This is a genomic window from Verrucomicrobiaceae bacterium (genome assembly GCA_016713035.1).
GTDB lineage: Bacteria > Verrucomicrobiota > Verrucomicrobiia > Verrucomicrobiales > Verrucomicrobiaceae > Prosthecobacter.
On sequence record JADJPW010000009.1, the window covers coordinates 271,672 to 293,450 of the forward strand.

Sequence of the window (21,779 nt, forward strand, 5' to 3'; positions counted from 1 at the left end):
CCGCACCCGGCGGCTCATCATCTCTGGAATGGTCCTTGAGCACGCTGCGGGGCGATGCAGAGGTCCAGGCATGGAAGAAAAGACACCCGCCCAAGCTACCGATGAAAACTACGAGCTGCTCGACAGCGGCGGAGGTCGTGTGCTGGAGAGACTCGGAGGCCACGTCACTACACGAGCATGCTCACAGGCCTGGTGGCGGAGGAAACTCGGCGGGGGCGACTGGCGCAAATCGCAGGATCTCAAACAAGCCGCCAAAACTCCGATCAAAATCCGTGTAGGAACGCTGCTTTTCCAAGTCGGTGGCGCAGGAGGCAGCTTCCGTGCTCTCGGGCCAGAGCTGCGTGACTCATGGCAGCGTGTCACAGAGATGTGTGCCGCCTACGCGGCAAAGAACCGCCGACCCGCCCGTGTGCTGCATCTATTCGCCGGAGTCGGCGGTCACACGCTCGCAGCGGCGGCAGGCGGTGCCAGCGTCGCCCATGTAGAGGCCTCAGCGGAGTCTCTCTCGCGTGCACGGGAGAATGCCGCGCTCAATCCGCTCGCCTCACGCGATATTCGCTGGGTCGCAGATGATCCGGTGAAATTCGCCCAGCGTGAGCGGCTGCAAAACCAGCGCCATGATTTGATCATTCTCGATCCTCACAGCTCGCGTGAGGCAAAGCACGGTTTTGACCTCGAGCGCGGCCTCCCCGCCCTGCTAGCGACAATGAGTGGCCTCCTCTCCGACACACCACTGGGGGTCGTGCTGGTGTGCCGTCAGGGTTTCATCTGGCCGACGACGCTGCTCCAGCTCATGCGCCATGATTTGAGCATCTTCGGCGGCACCTTCGAGCATGGCGAGCTTTTGCTTTCCGGCGCGGAAAGCGTGCCTGCCGTCCCCTGCGGGGCATATTGCCGCTGGTGGAAGTGATCGTTTAAATACACCGCAGAGGCAGAACTGTGAAACATTTCACAGGCTTTTCACTCGTCGGCAGACGGGCATTCTGGTAAACACACCAAGATTAAGAGCTGAAAAACATTCGGCTCTCGTGATCAGAGAAAAAAGAATGCTGTCGCCTTCATCAGGAAATCCTGAATCCATTTACTGCACTCACATCACTCCCAAAAAACTGCGTGAACTCGATCTCCACCCCCGCTCCATCTGCCCCGGCTGCTTTGATTCCCACCCTCACGCCTGCGGATGCGCAGACCGTTTTTTACCACCTCACCAACGAGCTCGGTAAGGCCATCGTGGGCCAAGAAATCATCGTGAGACAGCTTTTGGCGGCTTTGTTTGCCAATGGGCACTGCTTGCTCATCGGAGTGCCGGGTCTGGCCAAGACGCTGCTCGTGCGCTCCCTCGCCAGCACGCTGGGCATGGACTTCAAGCGCATCCAGTTCACGCCGGACCTCATGCCGGGCGACATCCTCGGCAGTGAGTTACTCCGAGAGGAGGCCGGTCACATCCAGTTCGAGTTCCAGGAGGGCCCTGTTTTCACCAATCTGCTGCTCGCCGATGAAATCAATCGCACCCCGCCCAAGACGCAGTCTGCGCTGTTGGAGGCCATGCAGGAGCGGCGCGTCACCGTCGCCAGGCGCACGCGTGATCTGCCTGCGCCCTTCCTCGTTGTCGCCACGCAGAATCCCATCGAGCATGAGGGCACCTACCCGCTGCCAGAGGCGCAGCTCGATCGGTTCATGTTCTCTTTGAAGCTGGATTACCCCGCACCAGCGGAGGAGGTGGAGATCGTCCGCCGCACCACGATGGAGGAGACGGCCTCGCTCCAGCCTGTGACGGATGGGTCCACGCTCATCGCCCTCCAGCGGCTGGTGCGTGCCATGCCAGTGAGTGATCATGTGCTGAAATACGCCGTCGCACTCAGCACCGCCACACGACCAGCCTCTGCGGATAAAATCAGTGCTGCCAAAAACTACATCGAGTGGGGAGCCGGGCCGCGAGCCTCTCAATACCTCGTCTTGGGTGCCAAAGCGCTCGCCCTGCTCCAAGGCAAATCCACACCAGAGACCTGTGACGTGCGTGATGCCTGCCCGGTCGTGCTGCCGCACCGTATCGTGCCCAATTACCGTGCCACGGGCGAAGGCCACGATGCCTACGCCATCATCCAGATGGTGATGAAGGACGTCAAAGAACCCGCCTACTAGCCCGCTCGCCACTTCACATGAGCCAGGGAACATCATTCGGCGATCTTTTGCGCATGGCCCGCGACCACCCGCAGGCCTGGGCACAGCCGCAGTCTCCCCCGCCTCTGCCGCGTCCATCCTCTCTTCCGCCTCCTTTGCCCTCCCGTGAGAAGGCGAACCTCTTCACCAGTCAGTTCCTCAATCCGGCCGAGCTCGCTCGTTTTGAAAATCTGATGATTTTTGCCCGCACCGTCGTGGAGGGCTGGTTCGCCGGTAGGCACAAGTCGCCGCACTTCGGCTTCAGTGCCGAATTCATCGAGCACAAGCCCTACGCCCACGGTGATGACATCGAGCACATCGACTGGAAGGTCTATGCGCGGACCAAAAAGCTCCATGTGCGCAAATACCTGGAGGAAACCGACATGACCGTGCATCTGCTCGTCGATGCCAGTCCGTCCATGGACTACACAGTGCCAAACCGGGAGCGGAAATACTCACGCGTGGCCCGCATCGCCGCTGCGCTGGCCTATCTCATGATCCGCCAGGGGGATAAGGCCGCCATGGGGCTCTTCGCAGACGGATTACTCTCGCACACACCAGCGGGCGGCACTCGGCGGCACATTCACCGCCTGCTCCAGCGCCTGGAGAAGCCCGCACTCACCGCCAGCATGCGGCGTACGGACATCCCGCGTGCTTTAGAGCAAGTCGCCGCGCAGCTCCGTCGCCGTGCACGCATCGTCATTCTGAGTGACTTCCTCGGCACAGATCTCGATGCCATGTTTGATGGCCTGGGGCAGTTTTTGCACCGTGGCTTTGAGGTGATGCTACTTCAGGTGCTCGATCCTGATGAGCTCGATCTCCCCGCGCTCAATGTCGCCCGCTTTCGCGACATGGAGACCGACCAGGAGGTGCAAGTCGAGCCAGAGGAGATCCGCGCCGCCTACCAGCGCGAGATCGCAGCCCACACGGAAAAACTTCGCACCCAGGCCCTGCGCCGCCGCATCACCTTCGAGAGCGTGAACACGCAGGCTCCCTACCTCGACGCCATCGAAGCCTACATGGGCTTCCGCCGCAAATAACGCACGCTGTTTTCCATGTTCTTCCAAAACCTGCCTCTGCTCCCCATCCTGGCACCGCTGCTCGCGGTGCCGGTGGTGATTCATTTGCTCAACCGGAAGTTCCCGCGGCTCATTTTATTCTCCTCCGTCGAGTTCATTCGCAAAAGCATCGCGCAGCGCAGCAAGCTCATGCGTTGGCGGCACTGGTTGCTCACGCTGGTGCGGGTACTCGTCGCGGCGCTGGCACTGCTGGCGTTTTTGCAGCCATTTTTGCCGCGCACGGGGGGCACGCCACCGCAGGCCAATCAGCTGCGGCATGTCGTCATCGTGCTGGATCACAGCTTCAGCATGGAGAAGCCGGATGGACTCATGACTCTACGTGGGCGTGCAGGCGCGGAGGCGCTGCGCATTCTCGATAGCCTCGGCGCGGAGGATGTGGTGCAGGTCATCGCCGCTGGGCGTGACAGCGCGGCCTGTTTCAGCGACTTTTCCACCCACACCTCGGCTGCACGCGCCTTCATCCAGACCCTCGGCTCCGGCTATGAGCGGGCGGACTTCAGCAAAGCGGTCGAAACCGCTGCCACCCTGCTGCGTGAGGTCAAAGACACCTCTGAGGTCTATTTCATCTCCGATTTCCAGCGCACGAACTGGTCTGACACAGCCTTCACCGCGCTACCGCAGCACTGCCGCGTGTTCTTCGTGCCTGTGGGGGATGCGCAGGCCCCCGCTGCGGCGAACCGCGCGGTCACGCACGCGGAGATCAGCTCCGGCGCGGTGCTCAGTGGCGGAGATGTCACCCTCAGTGTGCAAATCGCCAATCACAGTGCCACAGCGCTCGATGAGCCGCTGGAGGCGGTGATCGATGGCCGGGTGAGCTTTGAGGCACGGGCGCAGACCGCTGCGTGGTCCGTGCAGCGCCTCTCCATGCAAATCCGCGCCCCTGGCCCTGGATGGCACACCCTCATCGTGCGGCTGAAAAACGGTGACTCCCTGCCGCTGGATGATGCCTTTCACCTGCCACTGCATGTGACGGAGAAGGAGGAGGTCATCCTCGCCACCGATGACGCGGACGACAGCCTCACACTGCGCTTTTTGGAGGCTGCGATCAATCCCTACGCCGAAAACGCCGGTTCACTGCTCCCACGCCGTGTGCGGGCCACCACGCTCACTCCGGCGGATTTGGCCTCCTCATCGAAAATCGTGCTCACGCGGCTCGGGAAGCTCCCCCAGCCGCAAATCCGAGCTTTGGCGGATTTTCTCAAGTCCGGCGGCGGAGCACTCTATTTCCTCGATGGTGAATTTGATGCCGAAAACGCCCGCTCCTTGGCAGATTGGTTCACGCAGCCGGATGCCGTGCCGCTGCGCCTCAGCACCCGGCGCGATGTCAGCGCTCCAGGGGCCGAAGGAGCCCAAATCGCCTTTGGGCAGTTCGATTCGCGTTTCCTACGCTTGTTTCGCGGCACGGGGCGTGACGGGCTCTCCCAACTCTCCTTTTATGAGACGTGGCAATGCTCCGCCGCAGACCGCGCCGAAGTGCTGCTCACCTACGCGGATGGCACACCCGCACTCGCGCAGGGCACCCCCGGCCTCGGCACACTGCTGATGGGGAATTTCAGCGTCGCGGAGATCGCCAGCAACATCGCTCGCCAGCGTCTCTTTCCCGCGTGGATTCAGGAAATCACCGCGCAGCTCAGTGGCGAGCGCACCTCCACACTCCGTCACGAACCTGGAGACAGCATGGAAACAGAGGCCTGGGCAGCAGAGGTCGAAAAAACCGACTTCACCAGTCCTGCGGGCCGTCCCATCCTCTCAAACCGCGCAAACAATGGCCAGCGAGTCATGCTCAGCATCTCCGCACGTGAACCGGGCTTCTACACCCTGCTGGATGCGAAAAAGCGCCTCGTCGCCCTCCTCGCCGCGAACATCTCGCCGGAGGAAAGTGACCTGCGGCGGCTGGAAGGCGACACCGTGCCGCAGCAGGCCGCGCAAGACGCTGTGAACGCGCACCAGCTCACCACCGGCACCGATTACCATGAGGTCGCCCACGGATCGCCGGTATTTCACTGGTTCGTGTGGGCCGCGCTCGCGCTGCTGGCCGTCGAAACGCTGCTGCAAACCCATGTGAGGAGGAAAACCGCATGATCCCCACAGACATCCAGTTTGATCCCATTCCCGGCTGGCCACAGTGGTGCGTGCTCGCAGCGGTTTGTGTGCTGTTTTTCGGTGTTTTGGGCCTGCGCAATGCTTTGCGGCTCGGTTACGCCAAAGCGCTGCTGCTCACACTCATGCGCCTGCTCGGCGTCGCCTTGCTGCTGCTGGTCCTGCTGCGCCCCGCGCGGCGGGTGGAGCTGCCGGAGGAGAAAAAAGACATCGTCGTGCTCGCTGGCATCGACACCAGCCTCAGCATGAATCAAACCGATGCCGCACGCTCCGTGAAGCGCATCGATGCCGCCGCGCAGCTCATCAGCGAGGCCGGACTCGATGACGAGCGGCTACGCCTGCGCCTCTCCACCTTTGATGACGAGGTGCGGGGCATCAGCGTGGCAGATCTGCCCACGCTGCGTGCCGAAGGCACCGACACCCGCGTCCACAATGCCGTCACCACCATGCTGCACAGCCTGCGGCGTGAGGAGACCGCCGCCGCGCTCCTGCTCATCACAGACGGCCATGACTTTGAGATGACCACTGCGGCCAAGACCGCGCTCGCAGCCCGTGCACGCAGCGTACCCATCATCACCGTGCCCATCGGGGCGGCCGGACAGGTGCGTGATGTCAGCCTGCGCATGACCAACAACCAGCCCTTTTGCTACCTGCGTCAAAAGAGCCGCATCAGCACCGTCGCACGCTTTACTGGCTGTGAGAATGAGTTCCTCACCGTGCAGCTCCTGCGTGATTGCAAAGTGGTGGACTCTAAGCAAGTCGCCACACGCCAGGAGGCGGAGGTGCCCATCGAGTTCACCGTCGCCGAGGAGCAGGCAGGCCAAGTCGAGTTCGAGGTCCGCGCCCTGCCGCTCTACCGCGAAAACGAGACCGCCAACAACAGCGCCATCACCTACCTCAACGTGCTCGATGACAAAGTGCGCGTGCTCCTCCTCGAAGGCGATCCTTACTGGGACAGCACCTTCATCCAGCGTAGCCTCATGCGGAATGACAAGATCGACCTCGATGCCGTCATCCAGTTCGCCCCCGGTCGCCTGCGCCGCATCCGCAAGACGCCCGGCCAGGACAGCCTCGTGCTCCCAGCCACCGCGCAGGAGTTCGCCGCGTATGACATCATCCTCCTCGGTGCGAAGTGTGGCCAAATCCTGCTCAAAGAGCAACAGGCCGCGCTGGTCGATGCCGTGCGCGTGTCCGGTGCCAGCCTCATCTGCCTGCGTGGCAAAAGTGGCCTCGATCCCACTGCGGCGGCCATTTTGGAGCCCGTGACCTGGGAGGACACACCCACCGTCACCGCCGACCTGCAAATCCAGCGCGAGGGCCGCAGCGCCGCGCCCATGCAGTTGCTCGAGAGCTTCCGCACCGGCACGCGTGTGCTCCCTCCGCTCACCAGCACTCTGCGTGTGAAGGAAAAACAGCCCCTCGCTGCTACCCTGGCCGCCACGCGGGATGCCGTGCTCGGCACTGGGGCGGATGTCATCATCCACCGTCCGGTCGGTCGCGGTCAGGTGCTAGCCCTCGGTGCGGGTGACTGGTGGCACTGGGCCTTTCAGAGTGCCGATGCCGCGCGTGACTCGCTCTTTGACCGCTTTTGGGATCAGGTGCTGGTGTGGATGATCGCCGGCTCCGAGCACTTTTCCGGCTCGCAACACCGACTCCGCGCCAGCACGGCGAACTTGCCCCTCGGGCAGGAAATCTTCCTGCGCATGCAGTTGAAAAAAGGCAGCGCTGCACCCGCCACGCCGCAGTTACGCATCACCACTGGCGATGATGCGCCCGTGCCCGTCACCATGAGCCGCACGGATGATCCTCTCGCCTTTGAGGCACGCTACGTCCCGGCCAAAAAGGGCCGTTACCGCGTGGAGACACGGCTGGCGGATGGCAGCACGCAGACCGCACGCTTCATGGTCTTTGAAGAAAACCGTGAATCCACCGAAGTCGCCACCGACCGCACCTATTTGAAAAAACTCGCTGAAAGCAGCGGCGGTCGCATGATCGAGGCCACCGATCTCGCCGACTACATCACCACGCTGCGTGAGTCGCTGCGCAGCGGTGATCCACGTCATCGCCTCATCAGCCTATGGGATCATGCCTGGGTGCTTTATTTGATCATAGCGCTGCTGGCGCTGGACTGGTATCTTCGCCGTCGCTGGGGACTGACGTGACCACTTTTTCAGTATGAACGACTCGCTCTCACACCTCATGACACGGCTGCAAGGCGCGGATCGCGCCTGGCAGCGGCAGCGGGCCTTTGGCTGGCTGCTACGCGGCATCCCATGGCTGCTGCTGCTCATCACGCTGCTGCTCGTCGCGGATGTCACTCTGCACCTGGAGGCCCGCACGCGGCTCACGCTTGCTCTCGGCACCCTTGCGGTGATTGCCAGCGCTTTGACCTGGCTCCTCTGGCAGGCCTGGAAGGTGCAAAACCCGCCCGAGCGCACCGCGCGGCTGCTGGAAAGCCGCGAGCCCGCTCTGGGCAGCAAGCTCATCAATGTACTGCAACTGCGGGAAAAATTCCTCGCGGGTGAAAACACCAGCACCAGCGAGCTCACACGCACGCTCGCTGCGCAGGCCGTCCAAGATGCCGCCGCCAGCGTGCGTGAGGTGAAGATGCTGCCCCTCACCCGCGAACCTGATGTGCCCCGCCGTGCGAAGCATGCCGCGTGGGCCACCGCAGGCTTCGTACTCGTCGCCGCACTCACCTTCACGGCTTTCACCACCACCTTGATCCGCTTTCTCGATCCACTCGGGGATCATCCGCCCTTTTCCATGACACGGCTTTGGCTGGAGCAGCCCACCGTGACCGGTGCCAGCGTGCTCTACCGCGAGAGCTTCACCGTGAAGTGCCGCTGGGCAGGGCATGACCCCGATGAGCTGTTTTTGACCGCCCACCCGCCCGGTGAGCCGGACAAAGCCATCACCTTGCCCATGTTCGCGGAGGAAAAGGGAGTCTTCGTGCAAAAGATCGAAGACGTGCGCACCAACCTCCTCATCCACGCACACACAAAAGGCAGTTGGAGCCGTAGCCGCGCCCATCCGCTCACCGTGATGCTCACGCCGCAATTCCTCGCCACCAACGTCAGCGTCACACCGCCTGCCTACACCGGTTTGCGGCCCAAAGGCGGCGAATTTGCCTTTGAAGGCCTCAGCGCCCTGAAAGGCTCCGATGTCCACTTCCGGCTACGATCGAACCGCCCGCTCAAAAACGGCACCATCATCCTCACCACAGCCTCCGCTGCCCCACAGACCATCCAGCTCACGCCCGACGCGGAAAAGCCGGATGAAGTCACCGGCCACTTCATCGCCACCGACAGTGGGCGCATGAGCTTTTCACTCACTGACATCGGCGGCATCCCATCCGATGCCGAAAAGGCCAGCGCCTTTGCCGTCACGCATGATTTGGCACCACAGATCGCCATTCACTCGCCTGAGCGGGATGGCTTCGTCGTCGAAGGCCATGATCTCAATGCCCAGATCGCCGCCAGTGACGACTACGGCCTGAAAACCATGCGCCTGCACATCAGCCGCAACGGAGTTTTCGATACGCCCATCGTGCGTGAGTTCACCAAGATCACGCGGCAGGAAACGCTCACCGCCCCACTCGCCGCCGGTGCCAAGGCGGGCGATGTCATCACCCTTTTTGCCGAGGCCATCGACACCCACCCCAGTCCGCCACACGTCGCCCGCACCGATACTCGCAGGCTCACCGTCATCTCCAAAGCGCAGTACAACGACTTCCTCCGCCAGCAGCATGAAGTGGCCGATTTGGAGAAAAAATACGACTCACTCATGGGCGAGCACCAAAAGCTCCTCGACCAGCAAAAGCAGCTCGCCGAACAAGCCGCCAAAGCCACCGACGCCAAGCAAAAGGACGCTTTGAAACAGGAGCAGGCCAAACTGAACGAAGAACTGCTCAAGTCCGCTGAGCGCATGGAAAAATTCGTCGATGAATCCCCGCTCTACGAAGTCGAAAAGAGTTTCGCTGAAGACTTGAAGAAGGAAGCGCAAAAAATCCGCGACTCCGTGAAGCAAAACCAACAAGACCGCCAGTCCGCAGAAAAATCCCTGGCCGATGCCGCCAAAGAACACCACGAGCGCATGGCCGGTGCGCAGCAGGAAGCGCAAGAAAAGATCGAAAAAGCCATCGCCGAGATGCAGCAGCTCCAGGAGATCATGAAGGACTTCAATCTTTTCAAAGCGCTCTTTGAAAAGCAGCAAGAGATCACCGCGCAGAGTGAGCCTTACCTGAACAAAAAGAACCCCAGCGAAGCCGACCGCCTCGCCGTGCAAGACCTCGGGGCCACCGAACGCGAAATCGGCGAGCACCTGCGCCAACTCGCCGAACAACTGCGCGAGGACGCCCAAGCCGCCGGAGAGAAATTCCCCAAAGCCGCCTCCAGCGCCGAAAAACTCGCCGAAGCCATCGAACAAGTGCGCATGGATCACCTCGCCGGACTCGCCGCAGGCAAAATGCTCGCAGGAGACGGCAAAGGCGGCCACCAGGGTGCCCAGCGGCTGGAGCAGGAGATGCGGGCCCTCTTTGGCCAATGCAAAGGCGGCGAAGGGCCGATGAGCGACGAGCTGGATCAATTCCTCAGCCTCAGTCAGTGCATGAAACCCGGCATGGGCATGGGTGCCCAGTTCCAGCAGATGATGCAGAGCAAAAAATTCGGCCAAGGCAAAGGCCGCAGTGGTGCCGAAGGCATGGGCATGGGCGGATTCATGAGCGGTGATGATCCCGCAGGCTCACAGAACGTCTATGGTGCCGAGCCACCGTTAGGCCGCGTCAGCAAAGGCATGGGTGATGGCCAAACACCACCCGGTAGCCCAGAAGCCGCCGCTCCCGTCATCACCAAGTCCGATGTGAGCACCGGAGCCGCCGAGGTGAACCGCGCCACCGATGCCGTGCCTGCCGCCTCGCTCATCGAGCAGTATCGCGGCCTCACCGAGGCCTATTTTGAGCGCATTACAGCCCCCAAGGGCAAAACGCTTCCATTGCCTCCCCAACCTGAAAAACCCGTCCAACCATGAAAACCGCGTTGTTTGGCCTTTGGGCCGTTTTTTTGACTTTTTCGGCCTTTGCAGCCGATTTGACGCCCTTTCGCATCACCTGCGGAAACTTGGTATACTCGATGGATGAGAAGACTTCGGTCTGCTTTGCCGACTACTTCCTCGGCGAAACCGCACGGATCACGGGCATGAACATTGAGCCGAGGTTTCTGAAGCTCAAACTCGGCGACGAAGAGCTGTTTCAGACGCCATTTTGCGTCTTCACCGGCACTGGCGACTTCAAGCTCAACGTGAAGGAGCGCGAGAACCTGCGCTCCTACCTCCAGCGCGGCGGCTTCATGGTCGCCAGCCCTGGCTGCTCCGACCAGCCCTGGGTCGCCGCCTTCAAGCGCGAAATCGAAGGCGTGCTGCCCGACTCGCCGCTCAAAATCATCCCCATGACGCATCCCATATTCGACATGGTCCACAAAGTGCCCGCCCTGCACCTGGAGAAGAAAAAAGGCGGCACCACGATGCTCCACGGCATCGAGATCGACGGGCGCCTCGCCCTCGTCTTCTCTGCCGAAGGGCTCAACGACACCGATCACACCAAAGGCTGCTGCTGCTGCGGTGGTAACGAAGTGCATGAAAGCATGCTCATGAACATCAATCTGCTGGTCTATGCGCTGCTGTATTGAACGACTCGCACTGCTGCCACTACTCGTGACTGTGCTGGTGAGTTGTGAAAAGCCCCCAGCGCCGCCTCCCGCGCCTAAAGACCTGCGCATTCACCTCACTTGTGATGTCTCAGGCCGCATCGAGCCCTGTGGCTGCTTTGAAGGCCAAGGCGGCGGCCTTTCGCGCGTGAAGTCTGTCTTTGCAGCGGAGAAGCTGGAGTCACTGCGCGTCGATGCGGGGGATGCCATCACCGGCGCAGAGGATTACCAAGTCATTCACTATCGGCATGTGCGACGTGCTTTTGCGGAGAGTGGCTTTCATGCGCTGAATCTCGGCAAGCGAGAGGCCGCGCTGAGCGCGGAGACGCTGCGCAGCCTCATCGCCGACTCACCCGTGCCCATGCTGAGTGCGAACGTCGCCGATGCAGCGACGCAGCAGCCCCTGGCGCGGCCTTGGCTGCATGTACAGGCCGGCGGAGTGACGTACGGCGTCATCGGCATCGTCGATCCGCGCTCTGTCGGTGAAACGAAGCTCGGTGCGGGCCTCACACTGCTGGATCCCGCCTCCGTCATCAGCCAGCACCTGCCTGCACTGAAAAAAGGTGCCGATGTGCTGGTGCTGCTGGCCTTTGCGGATGAAGCCACGATGCAGGCCCTGGCGGCACGCTTCTTTGAGTTTGCCGTGATCCTAGGTGGCGATGTGCGGCAGCCTTCACAGGATCTGATGAAGGCCAATCGCTCCTACATTTTCGCGACGACAAATCAAAGCCGTGCGCTGGGCCTTTTCGAAGCCCGCCTGACCGCTCGTGGCACCTTGGAAGGCGCGAAGCAGGAGATCCTCACCATGCATGAGCTGATCCCGGAGAATAAAACCATCCTCCAACACGCCCAGGACTATCGTGATGAGGTGCGAGCCGCCAAGCTGGCCATCGACGACCCGTTGCGTGTGCGCAAAGACGCTGTGCCTGGCGTGCGCATGCAGTCGGCCTTTCGCGGCAGTGAGTCCTGCGCGGCCTGCCACGCGGCGGAGTATGCGATTTGGCAACGAAGCGGCCATGCACGTGCCTTTGAAGCACTGAAGCTACGTGACTCGGATGCCGATCCGAACTGCATCGGCTGCCACACCGTGGGCTTCGGCGCAGAAAGCGGCTACCAGCGTGCCTTCCAAGGCAAACAGCTCGCCAACGTCGGCTGTGAGTCCTGCCACGGTGCAGGTGGTCGCCACGTCGATGAGCGGCTGAAAGGCAATGACGCCATTACCTTCCACTTCCGCAAGCTCAGCGCCTCCGACTGCACCAAGTGCCACCACGGCGAATTCAGCCGCCCCTTTGAATGGGACGACTTCTGGCCGCCTGTGGCGCATCAAAAGAGGAAGTGAGCCTTCTCACGACTCGAAACGGCTCCCGCTCGTGTATGAGCCGATGCGGCGCAGAGAGAGGCGCCATCTGCCTCGGTCTGGGCAAAGGCAGCGTGGACGCGGGGCTCGGCCACACTTCCCTCCACCTCGATGTAGAAGCGGTACTTGTTTGGCTGGCCACGGATGGGGCGGGACTCCAGGCGTTTTAAGTTCACACCACTCTCGCTGAGGGGCGTGAGAAAGCGGCATAGGCTGCCCGGCTTATCTGGTAGCTCCACGACCAGCGCGGTGCGGTTATGCGCTGTGTCGGGGGTATTGACCGCATGGCCGATGAGGAAGAATTGGGTGATGTTGGGCACCTCGCCCGCGATGGGGAAGTGCAGCACCTCCAGGGCATGCCGCTGGGCATTTTGGCGTGGGCCGATGGCGGCTGCACCGGGCGTAGCGGCGGCTTTTTCTGCGGCTTTGGCGGTGCTAGCCTCCACGATGCGTTTGGCCTGCGGGTAATGTGCTTTGAGCCACTCATCCCCATGATAAAACGGCATCGCATGGGAGTGGATCGCCGTCACCGCCTCACCTACGCGGCCTAGCAGCGCGAGCTTCACATCCAGAGTCAGCTCCTCCTGGATGCACAGCACACACCGCGCATCGATGAGCCTGTCCACCGTGTCGATGATGAAGCCACCGGAGGAATTCTCAATCGGCACGATGCCCAATGCTGCTGGATTCGCGGTGATGAAGTCGAACACATCCCCGATGTTTTCCCGCAGACTCACACGGGCCCCTGGAAAGCGCCTCTGTGTGACCAGATGCGAAAAACTCCCCTCGGGCCCGAGGCAGGCGATGATTTGGTCGGCAGATGTGCTCATGAAAGGTGGAAGGCATGCTGCGCTGGAGATGCGTTGTGGTCAATGGTGACGGAGTTTTCTTCACTCGGCCCAATAAGTGATCTCCGCTCGGTTCATGTCTTTGCCAACACGGACACTGGCACCGTGTGCGTTTTGCGTTCCTACTTCCTTCACCCAAGAGAATACCTGCTCATCATTTTCTATGTGGGGTGTGCCCATGCTCGTGAGCACTTGCTGTAGGACTCCTGGCGGAAACTCGACCTTCATCGTAGCTCTATAATCCGTCCAAGCTTCGGATTTAAATTCCAGAGCCGTGAAAACCAACGGGGCCTTGTTTTGGAATGCTAGCGACATCACCTGATAAGGAATACCAAAGAAGCGACTCTTGTTCCAAAGCATGTAAAAGCCCGTCATGAGGCTGATGGCAGCCAAAACCCAATTGCGTAACGCTGGCCGATAGCGAAATCGAAAACGAGTGATCAGCCACGAAGCGATGCCCATGGCGAACAACTGAGTGAAAGCGCTCATCACTGTGCAGAAAACCACTACTACCCCATCTTCGCAGACATACGAGGTCACGCCCGCCATCACCCAGGCAAGAAAAAACCAAAACCACGTACCTGTCAGCCAGCGCTGTAGATTCGCGCAGATGAGAAGGCGCCTGCCACACTCAAAAGCAATGAGCATGGCTAACCCACTAACGATGACGATGTAAATGCCGGGCATCATTTAAAACTCCCTTCTCCATCCACTTCCTCATTACTTTGAACTTGGCTACTTATTGGCAGGAAAACTCATGTGCAACTGCGCCTATGCTGGGACGGCGACGCCGGATGGTCAAGGATGCAGGCACCGACTCGCAGGTTACTTACCCATTCGGTAATGCTCCTTCTCTTTGGCAAAAATATCGAAAACTTAACCTGTGAGGGCACTTGCATGCATGACTTCAATTTCACAGCGGCAATAGGGAATCAAAGCTTGAAGATGAAACATTTTGTGGAGACAAAATGTCGTGGCTCCATTTTTTCTTATTCCGGGTCGATGCATCTTAGGCCGCCATCGTAGTCCTACATCTTTCTGACTATGCCGAACCTTTTTGGAACAAGTATAACAGTATGCTTACTCGCGTGCCTGCAAGTATCCTGCTTCTTTAGGTCTGCTATGAAGATGCTCCTATCCACGCTGATCTTTTTTCTTCCTGCAGCCTCTGCCTTGGCCCAAATTCAAAATGGCTCTTTTGAGCAGGGGACCTCGTTTGTAGAAGATTTTTTCCTCTTTCCAGAGACCTCGGATAGCTCAGCTCCAGATTACTGGGGTCGTTCTGCGGGGAGCACTAGGTGGGTAAAAGAAAAAACGTATTACAATACCCCTCTGCCTGAAGTCGGTAATCCAGGAGGGTTGCCGACGCCCTGGGATGTTCCCCACTTTATTGCGGGTGAGTTTTCTCCGACTACCTCAGGCTATTTGTGGCAAGACTTGGCTTTAAATGGGACTTACCAATTGGATTTCAGCTTTGCTTCGGGAGGATTATACAATCGCCTTAGCGGGAGTGTGACAGGTAATATAGCCCCAGGCGGCTGGAGTGTGCAGTTGACGGACTTGTCCACCATGAGTTCACAAAGCTATGGGTCATTCACCACAAACGCATCTGGCCTGTTTCCCATGGTCCCGGATCAGTTCTGGAGCAAGGGCAGCACTCAGATCAGCAGCTTTGGGGGAAGCGGAAACTATCGACTAACCTTCTCGGCTATTGGCCAGAATAACGAGTCAGATCGTGGTTATGCCTTCATAGACGGCGTTTCTTTAGCTATCGTGCCAGAGCCTGCGTCAGGACTGCTGGCCATGTTCAGCTCATTTTTCCTCCTGAATAGCCGCAGAAGGGGAAGTAAGTCCCCATAGCTTGGACCGGGTGCAAATGAGCGAGATGGCCTTCAGTCAGCTTAAGCTCTCTTCCAAAAACGCTTTCTCAAAGCCAGCACTTCGCTGTGAACGAAGATTTTGGCTTGGTAGGCTGCTGGGAGCTCGGGTTCGGAGTCATTGCTCTGGCGAGCTAGGAGTAGGGGGCAATGCGGTTCGGACAAATGCGTCAACGCACCGTGCCTGCGAGGTCTTGGAGGCGTGCGATCTGGCCTTTGAGGAGGGCGATCTCGGCCTCGATCTTGGCCCGCCACTCGGCATCGGCGGCGGCAGCCGGGGATGGGGCGCTGATGATGGGGGTGGCGATGGCCTCTGGCTCTACATCCCCACAATAGAGGTGCATGTACTGCGCCACGCGGCAGCCGGGACCGGCGGGGATGCATTTGATGAGTGGGCCGTCACGGTAGCCGATGAGGCTGATGAGGGTGTCCTCCACGGCTTTCATGTCCTCAAAGGTGTGGAGGCGCTCGGTGCGCTGGCGGAGCTCGCCGGCAGTCTGGGCACCACGCAGTAGGAGCATGCAGAGCAGGGCGATTTGAGCCTTTTCGAGGTCGGGGCATTTGCCTTTGAGATTATGCCGGAATTTTTGCACGCGGGCGCCGACGATGTTCACCTGATAGACGTAGCCGCGTGATTTCATGTTTTCGAGTGCCTGGGCGACGGTGGTGTCATCGAGCTGCATGAGGGGCTCGCGGTTGGTGGTCTGATTGCAAGCGGTGACGAGGGCATTGAGCGTCATCGGGTAGTAATCCGGGAGGGTGATCTCTTTTTCGATGAGGCAGCCGAGGACGCGGACCTCCTCGGGCGAAAGGGTGGATGGGATGGCGGTGGTGGCGGATTCTGCGGACATGGGGAGGGGCTGTTGAATGGGGGGCAGGAGGGGGAGTTCCTTTGAAAATGTCGCTCGGGTGCATGCTGGGTGCAAATTTTCTGAATAGAAGACCCGGTAATGAGTCTGATGTCCTGCCATGAAGACGAAACTCCTCCCCCTGCTCGGCGCAGCACTCTGCGCGGTCTCTCTCTCCTCCTGCTATGTGTATGATGATCCGCTGACCTGGGGCGGCTCGTATCCTGGCTCGTATTACAACAGCGGATACAACGGCGGTGGTTACTATGGTCGTGGTTACTGCCCGACGCCGCGTGTGGTGGTGCAGCGGAACTGTCCGCCACCTGTGGTTTATCAAAGCCGCCCGACTCCGTTTTTCCGCAGCTCTTCCTACGGACGCCCTGGATACTCGGGCTCTGGGCATCATCACGGTGGCAGCGCTCCGATGATCATGACGACACCGTCCTCGGGCCATGGTGGACACCATGGTGGTGGTGGGAGTGGTGGCGGCGGCGGTTTCCGCAGCGGTGGGGGTGGATCTAGTCATGGTCGCGGCCATGGTCACGGGGCCATGGTGCCTTCTAGCCAGCCTCAGATGATGCCGCCGATGTTCCAGGGTGGTGGTGGCGGTGGCAGTCATAGCGGCCACGGCGGAGGAGCTGGCTTAGGTGGTGGTGGCCGCCCTTCGGTAGTGACGGCTTCTGCGCCTGCTCCGATGCCGCACATGTCCGTTTCGGCACCGGTGATGGCGGCTGCTCCATCGCAGCCCTCACCACCTCCTTTCGCGGCGGTGGCGGACAGAGCAAATCATGACATGCGTGCCGCGCATCAGGGCATGCGTTTCGGCCGCTGAATCCGTTATTAAAAGCATCAACCCGGCTGGTTCCGCATCATGTCAGCGACTTGAGTAAAAAGGCGGTGATGAGCGGCGCAGAGTCAGCCGGGATGCCGACCTCGGTCATGGCATCCTGCATGGTAGTGAGCCAGCGATCTCGCTCTGCCTGGCCGATGGGAAAGGGCATGTGCCGCCCGCGTAGCCGGGGATGGCCGCGCTCCTGGATGTAGGTCTGCGGGCCGCCAAAGCGGTACACGAGGAAGTCTGCGAGGCGCTTCTCACTGCCCTCCCAGTCATCCTGCGGATACATGGGGCCGATCAGGTCATCGCTGCGCATGCGGCGGTAAAAGGCGGCGACCATGGCGCGGAGTTTCTCCTCGCCGACTTGAGCATAGAGTTGGGAAATGGGGTCCATGGGTGGGGCGGTACCTGCAAAGTCCCGCAGGGAGTCCCTTGGCAAGTGCCTTTGCTCGATTTTATAGCTCTCACTTGGCTTTTTTGGCCTTGGCTTGCTTTTTCTTCACGTAGTCGGGCCACTGGATTTTTTTGCCTTCGCTGCCGGTGAACTCCCAGGCAGGCCAGGCGGGTGATTCGGCCTGTACCTCGGCATATTTAGCCTGAAGGAGTTTTTTGAGCTCCTGGAGCTTTTCGGGGAAGATGGTGGCGAGATCGGTTTTTTCGCCCAGGTCGTCTTGGAGGTTGTAGAGCTGGAATTGATCGAGTTTGGCCTCCTTAAATTCACGCTCGCTCTGCTCGGTGATGCTGTTGCCCTTTGCCGCGGGCTCTTTGTCGAGTGTGGCGAGGATTTTCCAGTCGCCTTGGCGCATCGCCACTTTGGGGCCACCAGAGGCACGATTGAAATGCCAGTAGAGCGGGGTGCTGCGCTGCACGGGCTTTTTTTCCAAGATCGGCAGCCAGCTAGCGCCATCGAGCTGGCGGTCCCCCGGCGCGGGGATGCCGGTAATAGCGCAGATGGTGGGTAGAAAGTCGGTGTGGCAGATGGGCTCGTCACTGGTGGTGCCAGGCTGGGTGTGGCCGGGCCAGCGCAGGATGCCAGGGACGCGGATGCCGCCTTCGTAGAGCGAGCCTTTCTTGTCCCGCAGCGGACCGGAGCTGCCGTAGGGGTGCTGTGCGGTGATGGCGGGGCCATTGTCACTGGTGAAGAGGACTAGCGTGCTGTCACGAAGCTGGGCCTCATCGAGCCTCTGCATGAGCCGGCCAAAGGCGGCGTCCATCTGTGAGATATTGCCGTGATGGGCCGAGTAGGCGGGGTCTGCATGCGGATAGAGTGCGGTGTACTTGGCATCGGAGGCGATTGGCTCGTGCGGCTCATGGATGCAGACGTAGAGGAAGAAGGGCTTGTCCTTGTAACGGGCATCGAGCCAGCGCAGGGCCTCATCCGCCACATGCTGCGCGGCATAGCCAGTGAGCTTTCCGACAGCGGTGCCGTTGCGCACGAAGTTATCTGGGGCCCGGTGGCTGGGGTAGGCGTTGTTCTGCGTGGAGAACCAGTGATCAAAGCCGTGATCGCTGGGCTGCGGCTGCGTGGGCTGGTTAAAGTGGCCATTGAGGTGCCATTTCCCACTGTGGCAGGTGGCATAGCCATTTTGCTGCAAAAGCCGTGCGATGGTGACCTCACTGCTGCGCAGATGCACGGGCGACTCCTCTGGGATCCAGTCCCGGATACCGACACGCGTGGGTGTGCGGCCTGTCATGAGTGCCGCGCGTGAGGGTGAGCAGTTCGCATGGCCAGCGTAGCAACTGGTGAGACGCAGCCCTTCGCGGGCAAAGCGGTCCAGATGCGGTGTACGTAAGTCTTTGGCCCCAAAACAGGCCAGATCGCCGTATCCCAGATCATCCGCCATCACGAGGAGGATGTTCGGCCGCTCGGCAGCGTGCGAAGTGAGTGAAAATAGACCCGCGAGGAGGAGTAGCGTGCGCATGTGGGGTGAAACGCATCCCACGCAGCCATCATACAGACTGTCGGGCGCTGCTTTGATGCGCTGTCTTCACACGATCACCAGCACGATCGCACTCAGCATCATGAGCGCACCGATGAAGCGCCAGCGCATCACCCGTGCACCGAGATGCTGCTCCGCATTCATGAACCAGTGCCCCACCATCCACACCAGCGCCACACTGAGCAGCCCACGCGATGCATAGACGATGTTCGCGTTCGTGGCCTTCCCATACACCGCCAGTGTGCTGACAAAGGTGATGCTCTGCACTCCGAGCAGCACAGAGCCCCCCACCAGCCATTTCCAGGCCCGCACTGGCACCGCGCTCAATGGCGCCGTGAAGCGGAACACCAGGCCGAACGAAAGCAGCGCATTGATCCAAAAGATGCAGGGCAACAAACGACCCGCACCCCATGCCGGGCCCCATTTTTGCACCAACACATCAAAAACCGCGAAACTCACCGCCCCGAGCCCCCCCGCTAAAAAGGTGATCAGGAGATTCTTCGGCGCTTTGCCCTCCTGCTGCTGGTTAAGGCAGGTAATGCCCAACACACTCAAAAAAGCGGCGATCCATAGCTTCATGCTCACCGCATCGCCGATGAGGATCGGCGTCAAAAATGCCACCAAGATCACCTTGAGCCCGAAAACGGGCACCGCGACCGACACATCCCCCTTATCCAGCGCTAGGAACTGCGAAAGCTGTCCGACAAACAAGCACAGCGCGATCACCCCCGGCTGCCACAGCAACTCCCGCTGCACCGGCGGCCCACCCAGCAGCCACAGCAGCGAAAACAGGCCCGCCACGATCAGATTCGCCACAAAGGTGGTGCGCCAGACACCGACGCCGAGATCGCTGCTGCGCTTCAGCACCAGTGCCCCGAAAGCATATAAAATAGCAGCGAGTAGTGGGTAGAGCGTGGTAGCGAGCGCGGGAGACACCCTGGCCTCTATCACGTCAGCGCCACCTCGCAAGCTCACCGCTTGCCACATCTCAAGCGCTCGCTAAGGCCAAGCCCCCACCTTCCCTGTAAAACGCCCCATTTCCTCCCCCATGAGTCTTCCATACCCCGAAAATGCCGTCGCTGTGCTCTTTAGCGGTGGCGACTCCCCTGGCATGAATGCCTTTCTTCGCGGCCTCGTGCGCCTCGGACTCAACCGAGAAAAAGTGGCCGTGCTCGGCGTACGCGACGGCTACCGCGGCCTCGTCCGCACCGCCCGCGCCGTCAATGGCGACGCTGAGGCCCTCATCCGCCTGAAAAAGACCATCGCCAGCCATCCCGGCCGTGCTGGTCTCATCAATGAACATCTCGACCTCATCCAGATGGACCATGCCAGCGTCAGCGGCATCATGGGCAAAGGCGGCACCATCCTCGGCTCTGCCCGCTGCCTGGAATTTCATGACAAAGAAGTCCGCGCAAAAGTCCTCCGCCTTCTCCAAGGACTCAACGTCCGCGCCCTCGTCGTCGTCGGGGGTGATGGCTCACTCACCGGGGCAAGATTCCTCGCAGAAGAGAGTGATCTGCAAGTCATCGGCGTCCCCGCCACGATCGACAACGACCTCCAATTCACCGACATGGCGCTAGGCGTCGATACCGCCGTCAACACCCTGGTTTGGGCCGTCGATCACTTCATCGACACCGCACGCAGCCACCGCCGCGTCATGGTGCTGGAGACCATGGGGCGCGACAGCGGGGATCTCGCCCGCATGGCCGGCCTCGCATCCGGCGCAGAAATGATCATCACCCCAGAACCAGGGCCACTGAATGCCGCCGCCATGGAAAAACTCGCGGCCAAGATCGAAGGCGCGATGACACGCGGTCGCGGTCACGCAATCGTCCTCGTCGCTGAGGGCGTCCAATTTGATCCCCCACAGAAGCGCAACCGCGCCTACGTGCTCATGGACGAATTCCAAAAATACTTCCAGCGCCCCAAAGCCCCCTTCCCCGACCTCGAAGTCCGTCCCTCCGTCCTCGGCCATCTCCAGCGTGGTGGCCATACTACCCCGCAGGACTGCATCCTCGCAGCTCGCTTTGCCGACTGCGCCTGGCGCACCATCCAAAACGCCCCCAAAACCAACGGCATCACCGCTCTGCGAAAAAACAACATCGAGATCGTCCCCTACGGCTCCCCCGACATGCCCGAGCGTGCAGCCTTCTCCCGCGAGATGGAGCAGCTCCACGATGATCTAAGCTCCTGGTAATCCGGCTCATCCGGAAAGTGGGTGCACAGATGACGTGCTAATCATTCTGCTGGGATTGCGAGACAGACGAACCCCAGAGGAACGCGGCAGCGTCGTGGAGTGCGTGTGGCAAGCCTTGGCGCGACACCGCTGTTGCTAGCAGGAGTGCGTACTTCGACCATCAGACAGCCTTTCGATGGCATCTATGCTTCGCGTCGTGAGATTTTGTGATTTTTTAACCGCTAATTCGACGGTTTAGATTCCCCATCTTCATCTCATGAATTCACAAATCATGATGAAGCGAAGCATACATCACTGTCGACGATGCGAGGTGCCCTTGCATCTATGCCAGTAGGCTCGTCTTTACCCGATCAGACCGTCTTGCGCTTACGCTTGAGGTGGAGCTGGGCGCTGGCACGCTGGATAGCGGCCATGACGGCGGCCACTTCTTCCTGCTGATCGCCGGGTTTGAGATCGGCGAGGGACTTCTGGGCGCGGGCGAGGGCCTCTTCGGCAGCTTTTTCGTCGATCTTGTCCGCGTCGATGGCCATGTCGGTCAGGATGCGGGTGACGGTGCCTGTGACTTCCACCAAACCTTCGCCAACGGCCATTTCGGTCGTTTTGCCGCCCTTGGTGATGCGCAGCTCACCAGGGAGCAGCGTGGTCACAAGGTTAGCATGCGCGGCGAGGACGCCCATTTCGCCTTCGTAACCCGGAAGCACGACGGTATCGACCTCATCGGAAAAGATGCGGGCCTCTGGGGTGACGATTTCGAGTTTAAGGGGCATGGGCGAGGCGGGGAAAAGTGCTCAGTGCTTAGTGCTCAGTGAAAATCTTGTGGCTCGGGACTGAGCACT

Annotated in this window: 18 protein-coding genes; 11 read left to right on the forward strand and 7 right to left on the reverse strand. The window is 60.4% G+C overall.

All coding sequences use genetic code 11. The features are described 5' to 3' along the window. Window positions 1–70: 70 nt before the first annotated feature. From IPK32_22505 to IPK32_22540, 8 genes are all read left to right on the forward strand, one after another. Window positions 71–910 (forward strand): class I SAM-dependent methyltransferase, encoded by an 840-nt coding sequence (locus tag IPK32_22505; GenBank protein MBK8094661.1) that lies wholly within the window; start codon window positions 71–73, stop codon window positions 908–910. A 248-nt stretch (window positions 911–1,158) separates the two neighbouring features. After that, window positions 1,159–2,142, forward strand: a complete 984-nt coding sequence (locus IPK32_22510; protein MBK8094662.1) for a MoxR family ATPase — start codon at window positions 1,159–1,161, stop codon at window positions 2,140–2,142. A gap of 53 nt (window positions 2,143–2,195) precedes the next feature. Then, a complete protein-coding gene (locus IPK32_22515; GenBank protein MBK8094663.1) occupies window positions 2,196–3,200 on the forward strand; it encodes a DUF58 domain-containing protein in 1,005 nt (334 codons plus the stop codon). Between the two features lie 15 nt (window positions 3,201–3,215). Beyond that, a complete protein-coding gene (locus IPK32_22520; GenBank protein MBK8094664.1) occupies window positions 3,216–5,321 on the forward strand; it encodes a BatA and WFA domain-containing protein in 2,106 nt (701 codons plus the stop codon). Then, window positions 5,318–7,501 carry a VWA domain-containing protein gene (locus IPK32_22525; protein MBK8094665.1) on the forward strand — a complete coding sequence of 728 codons (2,184 nt, stop codon included), beginning with the start codon at window positions 5,318–5,320 and terminating at the stop codon, window positions 7,499–7,501. Before IPK32_22520 ends, IPK32_22525 begins: the two co-directional genes overlap by 4 nt. 13 nt (window positions 7,502–7,514) lie before the next feature. Then, a complete protein-coding gene (locus IPK32_22530) occupies window positions 7,515–10,367 on the forward strand; it encodes a hypothetical protein (GenBank protein MBK8094666.1) in 2,853 nt (950 codons plus the stop codon). Continuing rightward, on the forward strand, window positions 10,364–11,023 hold the full coding sequence (locus IPK32_22535) for a DUF4159 domain-containing protein (GenBank protein ID MBK8094667.1): 660 nt from the start codon (window positions 10,364–10,366) through the stop codon (window positions 11,021–11,023). Before IPK32_22530 ends, IPK32_22535 begins: the two co-directional genes overlap by 4 nt. Continuing rightward, entirely contained in the window at window positions 11,007–12,380 is a 1,374-nt protein-coding gene (locus IPK32_22540) for a hypothetical protein (protein ID MBK8094668.1), read from the forward strand. The genes IPK32_22535 and IPK32_22540 overlap by 17 nt, the downstream gene beginning before the upstream one ends. Here the strand turns inward: IPK32_22540 and IPK32_22545 are convergent. Continuing rightward, window positions 12,365–13,228 carry an ACT domain-containing protein gene (locus IPK32_22545; GenBank protein MBK8094669.1) on the reverse strand — a complete coding sequence of 288 codons (864 nt, stop codon included), beginning with the start codon at window positions 13,226–13,228 and terminating at the stop codon, window positions 12,365–12,367. The genes IPK32_22540 and IPK32_22545 overlap by 16 nt on opposite strands. Before the next feature lie 60 nt (window positions 13,229–13,288). Then, a complete protein-coding gene (locus tag IPK32_22550) occupies window positions 13,289–13,936 on the reverse strand; it encodes a hypothetical protein (GenBank protein ID MBK8094670.1) in 648 nt (215 codons plus the stop codon). Window positions 13,937–14,368: 432 nt separating this feature from the next. On the opposite strand from IPK32_22550, the gene IPK32_22555 reads away from it, so the two are divergent. Continuing rightward, a complete protein-coding gene (locus IPK32_22555; GenBank protein ID MBK8094671.1) occupies window positions 14,369–15,106 on the forward strand; it encodes a hypothetical protein in 738 nt (245 codons plus the stop codon). A gap of 187 nt (window positions 15,107–15,293) precedes the next feature. Here the strand turns inward: IPK32_22555 and IPK32_22560 are convergent, their stop codons facing one another. Further along, the gene (locus IPK32_22560) at window positions 15,294–15,974 is read right to left on the reverse strand and encodes a YceH family protein (protein MBK8094672.1); all 681 of its coding nucleotides are present in this window, start codon (window positions 15,972–15,974) and stop codon (window positions 15,294–15,296) included. A gap of 118 nt (window positions 15,975–16,092) precedes the next feature. Here IPK32_22560 and IPK32_22565 point away from each other — a divergent pair, with 118 nt between their 5' ends. Next, window positions 16,093–16,803, forward strand: a complete 711-nt coding sequence (locus IPK32_22565; GenBank protein MBK8094673.1) for a hypothetical protein — start codon at window positions 16,093–16,095, stop codon at window positions 16,801–16,803. A 37-nt stretch (window positions 16,804–16,840) separates the two neighbouring features. Here the strand turns inward: IPK32_22565 and IPK32_22570 are convergent, their stop codons facing one another. From IPK32_22570 to IPK32_22580, 3 genes are all read right to left on the reverse strand, one after another. Beyond that, window positions 16,841–17,200, reverse strand: coding sequence for a globin (locus IPK32_22570; GenBank protein MBK8094674.1), 360 nt, complete (start codon window positions 17,198–17,200; stop codon window positions 16,841–16,843). A 70-nt stretch (window positions 17,201–17,270) separates the two neighbouring features. Further along, window positions 17,271–18,728, reverse strand: a complete 1,458-nt coding sequence (locus IPK32_22575) for a sulfatase (protein ID MBK8094675.1) — start codon at window positions 18,726–18,728, stop codon at window positions 17,271–17,273. A gap of 66 nt (window positions 18,729–18,794) precedes the next feature. After that, window positions 18,795–19,682, reverse strand: coding sequence for a DMT family transporter (locus IPK32_22580; GenBank protein ID MBK8094676.1), 888 nt, complete (start codon window positions 19,680–19,682; stop codon window positions 18,795–18,797). A gap of 112 nt (window positions 19,683–19,794) precedes the next feature. On the opposite strand from IPK32_22580, the gene IPK32_22585 reads away from it, so the two are divergent. Continuing rightward, window positions 19,795–20,943 (forward strand): 6-phosphofructokinase, encoded by a 1,149-nt coding sequence (locus IPK32_22585; protein ID MBK8094677.1) that lies wholly within the window; start codon window positions 19,795–19,797, stop codon window positions 20,941–20,943. 350 nt (window positions 20,944–21,293) lie between these two features. Here the strand turns inward: IPK32_22585 and atpC are convergent, their stop codons facing one another. Next, window positions 21,294–21,710, reverse strand: a complete 417-nt coding sequence (atpC, locus tag IPK32_22590) for an ATP synthase F1 subunit epsilon (protein ID MBK8094678.1) — start codon at window positions 21,708–21,710, stop codon at window positions 21,294–21,296. Window positions 21,711–21,779 lie beyond the last annotated feature (69 nt).